14 protein-coding genes and 3 pseudogenes are annotated in these 14,131 nt (G+C 68.0%); 10 read left to right on the top strand and 7 right to left on the bottom strand.

From position 1 onward, the window contains the following. The first annotated feature begins 11 nt into the window (after positions 1–11). The 9 genes and pseudogenes from ilvN to pfkB all read left to right on the top strand — a co-directional run bounded on the left by ilvN (position 12) and on the right by pfkB (position 7,390). Positions 12–599 (top strand): acetolactate synthase small subunit, encoded by a 588-nt coding sequence (gene ilvN / locus P1N55_RS03060; protein WP_276277529.1) that lies wholly within the window; start codon positions 12–14, stop codon positions 597–599. After that, a complete protein-coding gene (gene ilvC / locus P1N55_RS03055; protein WP_276277528.1) occupies positions 592–1,623 on the top strand; it encodes a ketol-acid reductoisomerase in 1,032 nt (343 codons plus the stop codon). Before ilvN ends, ilvC begins: the two co-directional genes overlap by 8 nt. After that, positions 1,616–1,915 (top strand): hypothetical protein, encoded by a 300-nt coding sequence (locus tag P1N55_RS03050; protein ID WP_276277527.1) that lies wholly within the window; start codon positions 1,616–1,618, stop codon positions 1,913–1,915. The genes ilvC and P1N55_RS03050 overlap by 8 nt, the downstream gene beginning before the upstream one ends. Beyond that, positions 1,912–3,331, top strand: a pseudogene (gene leuC / locus P1N55_RS03045) (3-isopropylmalate dehydratase large subunit). Before P1N55_RS03050 ends, leuC begins: the two are co-directional and overlap by 4 nt. Continuing rightward, on the top strand, positions 3,328–3,972 hold the full coding sequence (leuD, locus tag P1N55_RS03040) for a 3-isopropylmalate dehydratase small subunit (RefSeq protein WP_276277526.1): 645 nt from the start codon (positions 3,328–3,330) through the stop codon (positions 3,970–3,972). The pseudogene leuC and the gene leuD overlap by 4 nt, the downstream one beginning before the upstream one ends. A gap of 206 nt (positions 3,973–4,178) precedes the next feature. Continuing rightward, positions 4,179–4,547 (top strand): hypothetical protein, encoded by a 369-nt coding sequence (locus P1N55_RS03035; protein ID WP_276277525.1) that lies wholly within the window; start codon positions 4,179–4,181, stop codon positions 4,545–4,547. Positions 4,548–4,657: 110 nt separating this feature from the next. Beyond that, positions 4,658–5,639: pseudogene (locus tag P1N55_RS03030) on the top strand (isocitrate/isopropylmalate dehydrogenase family protein). Between the two features lie 78 nt (positions 5,640–5,717). Then, complete coding sequence (gene glpR, locus P1N55_RS03025; RefSeq protein ID WP_276277524.1) at positions 5,718–6,479, top strand: HTH-type transcriptional regulator GlpR; 762 nt, start codon at positions 5,718–5,720, stop codon at positions 6,477–6,479. Further along, entirely contained in the window at positions 6,476–7,390 is a 915-nt protein-coding gene (gene pfkB, locus P1N55_RS03020) for a 1-phosphofructokinase (RefSeq protein WP_276277523.1), read from the top strand. The genes glpR and pfkB overlap by 4 nt, the downstream gene beginning before the upstream one ends. A gap of 20 nt (positions 7,391–7,410) precedes the next feature. Here pfkB and P1N55_RS03015 read toward each other — a convergent pair whose 3' ends face one another. The 5 genes from P1N55_RS03015 to P1N55_RS02995 all read right to left on the bottom strand — a co-directional run bounded on the left by P1N55_RS03015 (position 7,411) and on the right by P1N55_RS02995 (position 10,842). Next, complete coding sequence (locus P1N55_RS03015; RefSeq protein ID WP_276277522.1) at positions 7,411–8,544, bottom strand: hypothetical protein; 1,134 nt, start codon at positions 8,542–8,544, stop codon at positions 7,411–7,413. Positions 8,545–8,762: 218 nt separating this feature from the next. Then, positions 8,763–9,203: a DUF5799 family protein gene (locus tag P1N55_RS03010; RefSeq protein ID WP_276277521.1), complete on the bottom strand. Its 441-nt coding sequence runs from the start codon at positions 9,201–9,203 to the stop codon at positions 8,763–8,765. Between the two features lie 71 nt (positions 9,204–9,274). Next, positions 9,275–9,670 carry an OsmC family protein gene (locus P1N55_RS03005; RefSeq protein ID WP_276277520.1) on the bottom strand — a complete coding sequence of 132 codons (396 nt, stop codon included), beginning with the start codon at positions 9,668–9,670 and terminating at the stop codon, positions 9,275–9,277. A 138-nt stretch (positions 9,671–9,808) separates the two neighbouring features. Continuing rightward, the gene (locus P1N55_RS03000; protein WP_276277519.1) at positions 9,809–10,519 is read right to left on the bottom strand and encodes a metal-dependent hydrolase; all 711 of its coding nucleotides are present in this window, start codon (positions 10,517–10,519) and stop codon (positions 9,809–9,811) included. A 59-nt stretch (positions 10,520–10,578) separates the two neighbouring features. Next, complete coding sequence (locus P1N55_RS02995; RefSeq protein WP_276277518.1) at positions 10,579–10,842, bottom strand: hypothetical protein; 264 nt, start codon at positions 10,840–10,842, stop codon at positions 10,579–10,581. A gap of 284 nt (positions 10,843–11,126) precedes the next feature. Between P1N55_RS02995 and P1N55_RS02990 the strand changes: the two genes are divergently transcribed. Next, complete coding sequence (locus P1N55_RS02990) at positions 11,127–12,020, top strand: S1C family serine protease (protein WP_276277517.1); 894 nt, start codon at positions 11,127–11,129, stop codon at positions 12,018–12,020. A 46-nt stretch (positions 12,021–12,066) separates the two neighbouring features. Here the strand turns inward: P1N55_RS02990 and P1N55_RS02985 are convergent, their stop codons facing one another. Further along, entirely contained in the window at positions 12,067–12,948 is an 882-nt protein-coding gene (locus P1N55_RS02985) for a hypothetical protein (protein ID WP_276277516.1), read from the bottom strand. Beyond that, positions 12,945–14,122 (bottom strand): annotated as a pseudogene (gene priS / locus P1N55_RS02980) (DNA primase small subunit PriS). Before priS ends, P1N55_RS02985 begins: the two are co-directional and overlap by 4 nt. Positions 14,123–14,131: the final 9 nt, after the last annotated feature.

Raw genomic sequence — 14,131 nt, 5'->3', positions numbered from 1 at the left:
TGACAGGAGGAATGCCAGGCCCCGCACCTGACGAACGGATGCGCCCCGAGGGTCGACGCAACTCGCAGGGAATCCGCGTCGACCCCGAGGCCGAAGTGACTCACGACCCACGACAGGCCGTGCTCTCGGCGCTGGTCAAACACCGGCCCGGCGTGCTGGCCGAGATCTCGGGCCTCTTTAGCCGCCGGCAGTTCAACATCGAAAGCCTCACTGTCGGGCCGACGGTCGACGAGGATACGGCCCGAATGACCATCCTCATCGAGGAACCGGAACCCGGAATCGACCAGGCGAAAAAGCAACTGCAGAAGCTGGTTCCGGTCATCTCGGTCACCGAGCTCGAACCCGAGGCGGTCCGCCGCGAGCTGGCGCTCATCAAGGTCGGCGGGGAGAAACCCGACGACGTCAACGCCGTCGCGGAGATGTACGGCGGCCAGGCCGTCGACGCCGCCACGGACTCGGTGACCGTCGAGGTCACGGGAAGCAAGCAGAAGATCGACGCCGCAGTCGAGGCGTTCAAGCAGTTTGACGTGCAGGAAGTCGTCCGCACCGGTGCAGCGGCACTGGAACGGGGCGCAGACACACTGGAGAAACATGACTGAAGAATTCACCACCACGGTCTATCACGACGAGGACGCAGACGTATCGCTCATCGAAGACGAGACAATCGCCGTCCTGGGGTACGGGTCCCAGGGGCACGCCCACGCGCTGAACCTCAAGGACTCGGGCATGGACGTCGTCGTCGGCCTGCGCGAGGACTCCTCGTCCCGCGAGGCCGCCGAGGCCGAGGGGCTCCGCGTCGAGACGCCCGACGTCGCCGCCGCGGAGGCCGACCGCGTGGTCATGCTGGTCCCGGACACCGTCCAGCCAGCCGTCTACGAGGCCATCGAGGACGGCCTCGAGGCCGGCGACACGCTCCAGTTCGCCCACGGCTTCAACATCCACTACGGGCAGATCCGCCCGTCCGAGGACATCGACGTGACGATGTCGGCTCCGAAGTCCCCCGGTCACCTCGTGCGCCGGACCTACGAGCGCGACGAGGGGACGCCGGGGCTCATCGCCATCTATCAGGACGCGACCGGGTCGGCCAAGGAAGAATCCCTGGCGTACTCGAAGGCCATCGGCTGTACCCGCGCGGGCGTCATCGAGACGACGTTCCAGGAGGAAGTCGAGACCGACCTCTTCGGCGAGCAGGCCGTCCTCTGTGGCGGCGTCACCGAGATGGTCCGGGCCGGCTTCGAGACGCTCGTCGACGCGGGCTACGCCCCGGAGATGGCCTACTTCGAGTGCCTGAACGAGCTCAAGCTCATCGTCGACCTGATGTACGAGGGCGGCCACATGGGCATGTGGAACTCCGTCTCCGACACCGCCGAGTACGGCGGGCTGACCCGCGGCGAGGACGTCATCGACCGCGAGGGGATGGACAAGATCCTCGAGGAGGTCCAGAACGGCGAGTTCGCCCGCGAGTGGATCAACGAGAACCAGGCCAACCGGCCAGCCTACAAGCAGTACCGCAGCGCAGAGGAGAACCACCAGCTGGAGGAAGTCGGCGGCCGACTCCGCGAGCTGTTCTCGTGGAGCGAGGACGCCGAGCAAGAGACACAGGAAGCACCAGCAGATGACTAGCGAGAAACGCAGTTTCTCGGGGAACGCGAACGGCGAACGCCGTGAGCGAGGGACCGATACCATGCAGGACGTGGACCACACGCATCCACACACGAACGAGACGTTCGGCGCCGCCTTCGTCCGCGGCCCCGCAGTCGCCGCCGACGGCGGCGAGCGGGACGCTGTGGACCCGGACGGCGAGTCGACCGCCAGCGCCGACGAGACGATGGAGGACGTCGACCACGAGGCACCCGGTGAGGGCGTCTCCCGCGCCTACGAGCGCGGGACGGAAGGACGGGACGAGTCAGTATGAGTAGCGGCACGCTCTACGACAAGGTCTGGGACCGGCACAAGGTCACGACCCTGCCCAACGGGCAGGACCAGCTGTTCGTGGGCCTGCATCTGATCCACGAGGTCACCAGCCCGCAGGCGTTCGGGATGCTCCAGGAGCGGGGCCTCGAGGTCGCACGGCCTGACCTGACCCACGCGACGGTCGACCACATCGTCCCGACGGCCAACCAGGACCGGCCGTACAGCGACGACGCGGCCGAGAACATGATGGCCGAACTGGAACAGAACGTCCGGGACGCCGGCATCGAGTTCTCGGACCCGACGACCGGCGAGCAGGGCATCGTCCACGTCATCGGGCCGGAGCAGGGCATCACCCAGCCCGGCAAGACCATCGTCTGTGGCGACAGCCACACCTCCACGCACGGTGCCTTCGGCGCGCTCGCGTTCGGAATCGGGACCAGCCAGATCCGCGACGTGCTGGCGACCCAGACCATCGCGATGGAGAAACAAAAGGTCCGCAAGATCGAGGTCACCGGCGAACTCGACGAGGGCGTCGAGGCCAAGGACATCATCTTAGAGATAATCCGCCGACTCGGCACCGAGGGCGGCGTCGGCTACGTCTACGAGTACGCCGGCGAGACCATCGAGAACCTCGACATGGAGGGGCGGATGTCAATCTGCAACATGTCCATCGAGGGCGGCGCTCGCGCGGGCTACGTCAACCCCGACGAGACCACCTACGAGTGGATGAAAGAGACCGATTACTTCCAGGAACACCCCGAGAAGTTCGAGGAACTGAAACCCTACTGGGAGTCCATCCGCAGCGACGCGGACGCCGAGTACGACGACGTCGTGGAGATCGACGCCGGCGACTTAGACCCCGTCGTCACGTGGGGGACCACGCCTGGCCAGGGTATCGGCATCGACGACCCGATTCCGGCCCGAAGACCTCCCAGAGGACAAGCAGGACACCGCCCGGCGCGCCCAGAAGCACATGCGCGTCGAACCCGGTCAGACGATGGAGGGCTACGACATCGACGTCGCCTTCCTGGGCTCGTGTACCAACGCCCGCCTGCCCGACCTGCGACGGGCGGCCCGCATCGTCAAGGGCCGGCAAGTCCACGACGACGTGCGCGCGTTCGTCGTCCCCGGCAGCCAGCGCGTCCAGCGCGCCGCCGAGGAAGAGGGGCTCAAGGACATCTTCGAGGACGCCGGCTTCGAGTGGCGCAACGCCGGCTGTTCGATGTGTCTGGGCATGAACGAAGACCAGCTCGAGGGCGACGAGGCGTGTGCCTCCTCCTCGAACCGGAACTTCGTCGGCCGCCAGGGCTCCAAGGATGGCCGCACCGTCCTGATGAACCCCCGGATGGTCGCCGCCGCGGCGATCAACGGGAAAGTCTCTGACGTGCGCGACCTGAAGGAGGTGAGCCTCGCATGACCGACGCGACTGAGGAGATTCCGGAGGTCGACTACGTCGAGGGGACCGGTATTCCCATCCGCGGGAACGACATCGACACCGACCAGATAATCCCCGCGCGGTTCATGAAGGTCGTCACCTTCGACGGCCTGGGCGAGTTCGCCTTCTTCGACCTGCGCTTCGACGACGACGACAACCCGAAAGACCACCCGATGAACGAGGAGCGCTTCGAGGGCGCGAACGTCATGGTGGTCAACAACAACTTCGGCTGTGGCTCCTCGCGCGAACACGCCCCCCAGGCGCTGATGCGCTGGGGCATCGACGCCATCATCGGCGAGGGCTTCGCCGAGATCTTCGCCGGGAACTGCCTCGCGCTGGGCATCCCGACGGTCACGGCCGACCACGAGACCATCAACGCGCTCCAACAGTGGGTCGACGACAACCCTGGCGAGGAGATCGAGGTCGACGTGGCGGCCGAGACGGTCCGCTACGGGGGCAACGAGATTTCGGTCAGCGTCGACGACGCCCAGCGCCAGGCCCTCGTCGAGGGCATCTGGGACACGACGGCGCTGATGAAGGCCAACCGCAACGCCATCGAGGAGACGGCCGCGCAGTTGCCGTATCTGGACCAGACGCGGTCGGACCTCGAAGCGGACGATTGATCACGAGGACTTTCATGTCCGAGGCGGAAGCGTCCGGTTCGTAGAAGCGGACGATTAGAGAGCGTCTGCGTTTCGAAGACGCTCTGACACGCTGAGCGGTTCACCGCGAGGGGACTGCGTGGCGTTCCATCGTCCCGGTGGACGGTGACCGTCCGCTGACGCTCGGAATCGTGTAGTTTATCGGTCTCTCACCCGGTAGCACGGTCGTGAACCACTGGCTGCTCCTCGCGCTGTTGTTCGGGTTCATCGTCCCGGTCACGGTCGGGTCGGCCGTCGTCTGGGTCGCCTTCGACGCCGCGACGCGGGGCGTCGAGTGGCCGTGGAAGTGGATCTCGGTGATCGTGTTGACGTATCCGCTCTTTCCGCTGACGCTCCTGTATCTGCGACTCCGTCACGACCGGAAGGGGAAACCGGGGTCGAAGTACTACATCGCCCGGAACGTCGCGGTCGGGAGCATCATCGTCCCGGTGATCGCGGTCGCCATGTCGCCGCCCGACGTCATCGTCCAGATCTTCAGCTGGACGTTCGGTTTGCTGCTCGTCCTGGTCGGTAGCTACCTCTACGAGTGGCTCTGACGTGCTACGGGAGACGAGCGCAGAGTGGTCACGGCCAGGTCCGCCCGGGCCGGCCGGTCACCGTCTCGGATATCGACACCCTCTTTTCGGCCAGCGGTGGAAGTACGTCCATGACACACGAGATCGCAGTCATCCCCGGGGACGGTATCGGGCAGGAGGTTACGCCCGCCGCCGTCGAGGTACTGGAGGCCATCGAATCGGTCGATTTCGACTTCGTCGAGGGCGAGGCCGGCGACGCCGTGCAGGCCGAGACCGGCGAGGCGCTCCCAGGCGACACGGGACCTGGCGGCCGACGCCGACGCGACGCTGTTCGGCGCGGCCGGCGAGACGGCCGCCGACGTCATCCTCCCGCTCCGGCAGGTCGTCGACTCCTTCGCGAACGTGCGGCCGGCCGTCTCCTACCCGGCCCTCGACGCGGTCCAGCCCGACACGGACCTCGTGTTCATCCGCGAGAACACCGAGGGCGTCTACAAGGGCATCGAGAGCGAGATCACCGACAGCGTGACGACGTGTACGCGCGTCATCACCGAGGAGGCTTCGCGGGACATCGCCGAGTTCGGGTTCACGTACGCGAGGCAGAACGGCTACGACGACGTGACCATCGCGCACAAGGCCAACGTCATGCGCCAGACTGACGGCCTGTTCCTCGAGACGGCCGAGGCCGTCGGCGAGGAACGCGGCGCCGACTACGACACGGCGCTGATGGACGCGCTGGCGATGCACCTGGTCATGCACCCCGAGGACTACGGCGTGGTCATCTGCCCGAACCTCGCGGGCGACATGCTCTCGGACCTGGCGGCCGGCCTGGTCGGTGGCCTCGGCCTGCTCCCCTCGGCCAACGTCGGCCCGGAGAACGCGTTGTTCGAACCCGTCCACGGCTCCGCGCCGGACATCGCGGGCCAGGGGGTCGCCAACCCCTCCGCGATGATTCTCTCGGCGGCGATGCTGCTGGACCACCTGGGCTACGACGAGGAAGGCGACCGGGTTCGGGCCGCCGTGGAGACGGTTCTCGAGAGCGGCCCGCGAACCCCCGACCTGGGCGGCGACGCGTCCACCCGCGACGTCACCGACGCGGTACTGGGCGAACTGTAAGCTCCCGCCCGAAGCGCGCAGAAACGAAACGATACGATAGAAAGTGGTAAATCCGGGCCGGGAGAACGGACGAGCGAGATGCTCCCGGCCGAGCGAAAACGGACTATCGTGGAACTGGTGACGGAACGGGACGGCTGTTCCGTCGCACAGCTGGCCGACGAACTCGGCTTCTCGAAGGCGACCATCCGCCGTGACCTCCGTGACCTCGAGGCTGAGGGCCGGATCGAGCGCTCTCACGGGGGCGCCGTGCCGACGTCCTCGGTCGGGACCGAACGGCCTTACGACCAGCGGGAGGTGGAGCGACTGTCGGCCAAACAGGCCATCGCCGACCACGCGAAAGCGGAGGTCCGGGACGGACAGGTGGTGTTTTTCGACTCCGGCACGACGACCATCGAGGTGGCTCGTGCGCTGCCCGACAGCGGGTACGTTGCGGCGACGAACATGCCGACGCTCGCGACAGAGCTCTCCGAGCGTGGCGTCGACGTCAAGCTCACCGGCGGGACGCTTCGCTCCCGGACGCGGGCGCTGGTCGGCCCGACGGCGACGGCCTTCCTCGACCGGACGAACTTCGACCTCCTGTTTCTCGGGACGAACGGCATCGACGCGGCCGCGGGGCTCTCGACGCCCAACGAGGAGGAGGCGGAGGTGAAAGCGCGGATGGTCGAGCGCGCCGGGCGGGTCGTCCTCGTCGCCGACAGTTCGAAGTTCGAGGAGCGGAGTTTCGTCACCTTCGCCGACCTGGACCAGGTCGACGTGCTCGTGACGGACGCCGACCCGCCCGCGGCCCTCGCGGCCGCGCTCGAGGAAGCGGACGTACTCGTAGAGAGTGTCAGCCCATGATTGTCACAGTCACCTACAACCCGGCAGTGGATCAGACGATACAGTTCGACGAACCGATGGAACCGGACACCGTGCTCCGGGCCACCGAGGCGAAATTCGACGCCGGCGGCAAGGGCATCAACGTGGCCCAGATACTCGCGGCGATGGATCGACCGTGCCTCGCGACCGGTATCGTCGGCGGGTTCACCGGACAGTTCGTCCGCGACGACCTGCGAGAGGCCGGCGTCGAGGCGGACTTCGTCCACGTCGACGGGCCGACCCGGTTGAACACGACGGCCATCGCAGCCGGCGAGGAGTACAAGCTCAACCACGACAGCGCGCCGGTGGCCGAGCAGTCCGTCGACGACCTGGTCGAGGCTGTCCGGTCCGCGGACCCGGAACGCGTGGTCGTCGCGGGGAGCCTCCCGCCGGGTGTCTCGACGGCGGACGTCGACCGCATCGCCGACGCCGGCGACTGGGAGACGCTCGTCGACATGGGCGGCGCGTCCCTCACCCAGCTCGAGTCGTCTTACGCCCTGTGCAAGCCAAACCGGGAGGAGCTGGGCGAGGCCACGGGCGCCGACGTCTCGACCGTCGCCGGGTGTGCCCGCGCGGCCGACCGGTTCCGGAGTCGGGGCTTCGACCGCGTCCTCGCGTCGATGGGTGGCGACGGGGCCGTGCTCGCGACGGAATCGGCACTGTACCACGCCGATGCTCTCGACGTCGACGTCGTCGATACGGTCGGGGCCGGCGACGCCCTCCTCTCGGGGTTCGTCGGTGCCTGGGACGACGGGGCGGACGACCTGACGGCGCTCAGGACGGGCGTGGCCGTCTCCTCGCGCGTGGTCCAGCAGGCCGGCACCTCCGTCCCGGTCTTCGACGGGTTCGAGGACGTGCGCGACCGGGTCTCGGTCCGCCGACTCGACGAGTAGGCGCCGTTGAGGCGCTGCAGTCAGAACTTCGAGAGGTAGTCCTCGACGAACGTCCGGACGTCAGACAGCGACGGCTGGTCGGCCGTGCGGACGAAGTAGCCGGCGACTGCGTTCCCGAGCACGAGGGCCGGCGCCGCGTCGAGGCCGGTCACCAGACCCAGGCCCAACCCGGCGTTGAAGTGGTCGCCGGAACTGGTCGTCATCTCGGGTTCGTCGACCGTCGGGTTACCGACGCTGAAGACGCCGTCTGATGTCGCGACGGCCGAGCGCTCGAGGCCGTGGCCGACGAACCAGGTCGAGTCCAGCGCGTCGAAGGCCGCCCGGACGTCGCCCTCCAGCGACCGGTCGGCCGCGCCCGCGTAGGCGTCGGCCAGAACACTCGTCTCGGCCCGGTTCGACGAGACGACGACGTTCGTCACCTCGTCCAGGCGAGCGATTGCCTCGCTGCCGGCGCGGAGCCGATCGTCGTCGAGTTTGCGGACGTCCCCGGGATCGACGAGCACGTGACTCGGCGGATTCTCGACGTCGTCCCAGCGGTCGCACAGGCCCGCGAGGACGTCCGGCAGGTCGGGCGTCTCAGACCAGTAGCCGGTCCCGAGCAGGCGAGCGCCGTCGAGGCGGTCCACGAGCGTGTCGTGGCCGACTGCCTCGTCCAGTGTCGCCCAGTCTAACCCCATCGTGTCGCCCGTCTCGGTCAGCATGAGCTTGCCGTCGTCGAACTCGACGGCGTCGGTGACGCCGTGCTCGCCCAGCGAGTGCATCTCGTAGTCGCCGAACTCACGCTCGAAGGGGTCGGCGACGGGGGCGCCGTACATCCCGACCATCACCGGGTCGAACGCCCAGGTGCCGAAAGCACGGGAGAGGTGACAGGTGTGGCCGCCCGTCCGGGTGCCGTGCTGGAGCCACTCGAACGAGAGCGAGCTGTCGGCGGCCACCGACCGCTCGATGCGCTCGCCCAGCGCGGCCAGCGTCGCCAGCCGGTCGAACGTCTCCGGGTCCGACCGGTCAGCGACCATCTCGCGGACGCGATCGACGTACCCGTCGAAACCGAAGACGACGGGGCCGCGGTCGACGGCCTTCGGGAGAGCGGTCGCCTCGGGGAACTGTTCGAGGGCCCCCTCGACCGCCGCGCGCGTGTCGTCGTCTACGGTCATCGCAGACACCGCCCCGCTGCACACTCGCTGCTGCTCTTCGAACGTGCGGCCCGGGCGTCGTCGCTGTGCCTCCCGACGTCGGTCCGTGGGGGCGGACCGGCGCTAGCGTGTCGCATACGAAGGGTGTTCCCGGAATACGCACTAACCGTTTTCGATTGTGTACGTTTCGTATCGAACGTGCAGGCTCCGTCACGCCACACCGCGTGCGTCGCGGTCGGTCAGGCCGCTATCTCGCAGATTGCCTTCCAGCGCCCCTTGGATTCCAGTTCCTCCTGGAGCTTCTCGGCGTACTGTTGTGCCAGTTTCGCCGCCTCCTCCTTCCGTGCGCTCTTGCTCCCACCTCCACCGAGGCCCAGTGCGGCCTTGACGCCCGAGAAGATGCCGCCGCCGCTGGATCCGCCCGACCCGCCGCCGGCGCCCATCGGGGACTGCTGTTCGATGCGGTCCATCTCGGGCATGACACTCGAGAGCTTCGAGGTGTTGGCCACCACGCGGGCCTCGTCGGGGTTCTGCGGGTTCTCTATCTCGAACTCGACGGCGGTCATCACGAGGCCCCACTGCTGGCTCGAGAACGACGAGGCCTCGACGTGTTCGTTGAACTGCTGGTCGACGGACATCCGCTCGGCCGCGATGCGGTCGGTCCAGGATGAGTCACTCATGGCCCGTCCTTGGGGGGCCGTGCGTATGAGCGTTTCCCGGGACCGCCGCTGCGGTGCCCGTCGACGGCCGTTCAGACGCCGGACTCGATGGTGATGTCGGCGTGGAGCTCCTCGCGGAGCGCCGAGTGGACGTGACAGATCTCCTCGCCCAGCTCGACGATGGCCTCCTCGTCGTCGCCGAGGTCCTGTTCGACCTCGATGTGCCAGCGGATGGCCTCGAGGTCGTCGTCCTCGTCTAAGTCGGCCTCGACGTCGATGGTGACCGTCCCGATGTCGTCGTAGCCGGTCTTGTTCGCGGCGACGCGGAACGCCGGGATGTAACAGGAGGCGTAGTCCGCCGCCAGGACCTGGTTCGCCGACGGCCCGTCCTCGCTGAGTGCGTCCACGACGAGCTCCCACTCGCCGTCGATGACGCTCTCCACCGTGTACCCTTCCTCGCACGTGCTGGTGACTTCGATGTCTGTCATTGCGTTCGGCCACTCTCGGCCCGGCGTGGTAAGTGTTGCTGGGTGGCCCGCGCAGAACTACACAACTGGGACTGCGCCGTCTCGGCGGGGGTGACGACGGGCGGCTTCTACTGTGAGGGCTCTGGCGGGAGGTCGCGACTAGAGCGTGAACGTCTCGTCGCCCTCGAGGACGTGCACCTCGGCGTCGCTCCCGGCCGCTTTCACCTCGCGGGCGAAGTCCTCGACCTCGATCTCGATGGGCGGGAACGTGTCGTAGTGCATCGGGAACGCGTGGTCGACGTCGAGCCAGTCGACGGCGACGGCGGCCTGCCACGGGCCCATGGTGAAGTGGTCGCCGACCGGCAAGGCGGCGGCATCCGGTTCCAGGTACGGGCCGATGACCTCGCGCATCTCGGTCATCAGGCCGGTGTCGCCGGCGTGGTAGAAGGTCGTCGACTCGGCGTCGCTGACCTGCGTCGGAGTCGTATCGGAGACGACGTAGCCGGCCGGCATCCCGCCGCTGGCTCCGTAGGAGGTGTCCATCCCGTTGGTGTGGTCGGCCCGGTGCATCGTCACGAAGGCGTCCCCGAGTTCGATTGTCCCGCCGATGTTGAAGCCGATGGTGTCCGAGACGCCGTAGTTGTCCTCGCAGTACTCGACGACCTCGGGCGTCCCGACGACGGTGCTGCCCCGATAGCGGTCGACGTCGGCGATGTGGTCGGCGTGCCCGTGTGTGAGCAGGACGTAGTCCGGGTGGAGTTCCTCGGGATCGGTGTCGGTTACGGGGTTGTCGAAGAACGGGTCTATGAGCAGGTCGGTTCCGTCGACGGAGACGTGCCACGTCGAGTGGCCGTGCCAGGTTAGCTCCATAAGCGCCCGACGGTACACGTGGCTCGCACTTAACTGTACAGTGGGGTGGCAGGTCCCCGTCAGTCGAACAGGCTCGTCCGGGTGGGTTTGCCCTGCGCGTAGCGGATCCACTTTCGCATGTGCCGGTTCATCGCCCAGAAGAGGACCACCGTCATCGCGAGCAGGGCCACGAGCAGGACGACCCCCAGGACCAGCGGTTCCCGGGCCGGCAGGCCCACAAGCGCGACGATGATGCCGACGAGTGCCATCTCCACGCCCGCTCTGAGTCCGGGGAGGACGAACCCCGGCGAGGGGGTCTCGGACCCGGATGCGTTCTTTGCCATGAGGGGCGGTGGGCGGTCGACAGTATTGAGTCTTCGGCCGACCGTGGGATTCATCGGACTCGGTCCCGACGTAGGGACATGGACAGTTCCCTGTCTCGGCGCCGGTTTCTCGGTGCGCTCGGCGTCGGTCTGGCTGGGGCAGCCGGCTGTCAGTCGCCCGGGCAGGTCGAGGACCAGTCACGGGACCGCTCACTGACGACGTCAGCCCCGCCTCGGAGGCCGTCGGGCCCGAGACCGACGGGAGCAGGTACGCCGACGTCTACCGGCAGGTCGCCGGGTCGGTGGTGTCGATACGCGTCGTCACCGACGACAGTCGCGGGTCACAGGGCAGTGGGTTCCTCGTCGGCGACAGTCACATCGTCACCAACGAACACGTCGTCGCCGGCGGCGACGCCTACTACGTCCGATTCGCGGACACCGGCTGGCGGGAGGCGACGCTCGTCGGGGCGGACGTCTACAGCGACCTGGCAGTGCTCGAGGTCGCCGAGCCGTCGGCGGCCGCGACCCCGCTGACGCTCGCCGAGCGGGACCCCGCCATCGGGACGGAGGTCGTCGCCATCGGCAACCCCTTCGGCCTCTCGGGCTCTGTCTCGGCCGGTATCGTCAGCGGCGTCGACCGGACGCTCAGGAGTGCGAACAACTTCTCCATCGCGGACGCCATCCAGACCGACGCGGCGGTCAACCCGGGCAACAGCGGCGGCCCGCTGGTCGACCTCGAGGGGACTGTCCTCGGCGTCATCAACTCCGGCGGGGGCGACAACGTCGGCTTCGCCATCTCCGCCCAGCTGACCCGGCGGGTCGTGCCCGCGCTGGTCAGTCGAGGCACGTACGAGCACTCCTACATGGGGGTCCTCTTGCGGAGCGTCTCCCCGCTGGTCGCGCGGGCGAACGACCTGGCGACGGCGAGTGGCGTCTACATCGACGACACGGTCGAGGGTGGGCCCGCCAAGGGCGTCCTCAGGGGGAGCGACGGTTCGAGGGTCGTCTCCGGAACGGAGGTACCGACCGGCGGCGACGTGGTTCGGCGTCTCGACGGGGCGCCGACGGAGACACGGCAGGCGCTGGCGACGTACCTCGCCCTCGAGACCAGTCCCGGCGACACCATCGCCGTCACCGTCCAGCGCGAGGGACGCGAGCAGACCGTCGACCTGACGCTCGGCGAACGACCCGAGCCCTGACCGGTACAGCCCGCGCTGGCGGCGTCGATCTCTCTGCCCGTGAGCATCACTCCAGCGGTTCGGCGGCGTCCTGCTCGACCAGCGGGTCCGCGTTGTCGCTGGGGAGCGTGACCACGTCGTCCCGCGAGAGGTCGTACTCGCGCTCGTCGACCCCGAATATCTCGCCCACGTCGTCGGTGATGCGGACGGTCCGACGGGCCACGTCGTCCGGTGCGTCGCCCTCGGGGCCTTCCGTCGACGGACCGCTAGCCTCGTCACTGGCGGCGTCCACTGGTGGGTCCTCGTCGGGTACGTCCCGTGACGAATCGTCCGGTGACGTCGCGATAGCGGCCTCGTCCGGGGGCCGGTCACCGCCGACGTCGTCGGGGACTGGTGGTGACTGCGCCGCGGACTCGGACGCCGACGCGCCCATCACGTCCGCCGCGTCGACTCCCGACGGGTCGGTGTCTCCGGCACCGACCGTGTCGTCTGTCGACGGAGGGGTCCGGGACCCGGCGCTCCCGTCGGCCGACGTCCCTGTCTCGACGGGACTGCCACTCGCCTCTCCGGAGACGACGTCGAGAACGTGGTTGCGGTTGTCCTTGATCGCCTGGACCATCGTCTCGAAGAGGGTCCGTTCCTCCTGGGTGAGGCCGTCGTCTTCCATCGGCATGTCGGCAGCGGCCAGCGAGGCCATCTTGACGATCTTCCCGACGCGGCGCTCGTAGATGGCCTCGATGGTCTGTTCGGCCGTGTTGATGTCGTCGGTGAGGTGGTTCACTTCCGGGGCGTCGAAGGGGTCCTCGGCCCGCTCGGCCGCCCGCGAGCGCTCCTCGCGCAACTGGGCGATGAACTCCCCCGCCTCCTCGTAGAAGGTCGCGCGCAGCTGCTGGAGCTGGTCGGTCTGGCGCTCCCGGGATTGCACGGACTGGAGTTCGTCGAGATTCATTCCTTGCCCTTCTCGGCGCGCCCGCGGGCCATCAGGAAGATACCCACGTGCTCTGGTACTGATTGGATACCCGCCTCGACTGTAAACTATCGCCACCGAGTTCGGCCAGGCCGGGGTCGACGACGTCGACGGTTATCTCGTGGCCGCGGAACGTCTCGGGGACGGGGTCGACCAGCGGGTCGAAGGCCGCGATGTCGTCGCGGTCGAGGCGCTGGACCTCGAGGCCGCTCCCGCCGTGGAGCGAGCCCGGCAACCGGATGAGGCGGTTCGTGTCTGTCGTCACCGGTTCGTCGATAGGGGCGTTGTCGTTCGCGACCGCCTCGTGGTGGAGCACCCGCGCAATCTGGAAGAACGCGGGGTGGACGTCGATGTTGCCGGCCGCGAGCTGGTCGTAGTTGGTGCGGGCGGCGTTCAGGGCAGCCGACGCCTTGCCCTGGCCGATGCCGTCGTACTCCTGCAGGCGCTCGAGGGCCGCCTGCTCGTCCATCTCCAGCAATCTGTCGACTTCGGTCATGATGTGGCCGTGGGTGCGTTCGCCCCACCCGCCCTCGGTCACGAGCGTCCGTTTCTGTGCGGGACTGGAGCGCCCCGCCGTGCCGGAGACGGCCTGTTCGCTGACGAGCTCCTCGAACTCCAGGCCGATGCCCCGCACGTAGTCGACGATTTCGCGGCGCGCCTCCCGGTTCAGGCCGCGGACGCTCTCGTCGCGGACGTGGACGTGGTAGCCACGGCCACCCGAGAAGACGACGGTCATGTCATCGAAGTCGAAGTCGTCCTCGAGGAAGTCCAGCAGGCGCAACAGGGCGTCCTTGCACTTCTCGAGCATCTCGCCGTAGGTGTCCTCGCCCAGCACGACCGAGGGAAGGTGGTCGGCATCGAGGTCAAAGACCAGGTCCGACGAGCGCCACCCCTTGTCGCTCATCGTCGACGCGCTGGGGTCGTCGTACCGGCCGGCAGAGAAGTAGACGTGTCTGGGTTTCTTGCGCCCGAGGAACTCGGAGAGCTCGCCCAGGTCCAGCAGCGATCGGTGGCGGACCATCGTCTCGCCCGGGCCTTCGGTCCACGGGATGAACCCCCACTCGCGTTCGTTCGCGGCCGGCGGCGGCGTTATCGAGGCCCGCCGGTAGTGGTCACCGAAGCGGCCACGCAGGTACGAGAGCGTCCGCTCTTCCATCGGCTACTC

It is taken from the genome of Haloarcula regularis, assembly GCF_029338315.1.
Classification (GTDB): Archaea; Halobacteriota; Halobacteria; order Halobacteriales; family Haloarculaceae; genus Haloarcula; species Haloarcula regularis.
The sequence above is the reverse complement of the archived record's forward strand: the minus strand, read 5'-3'. Positions and strand labels throughout refer to the sequence as shown.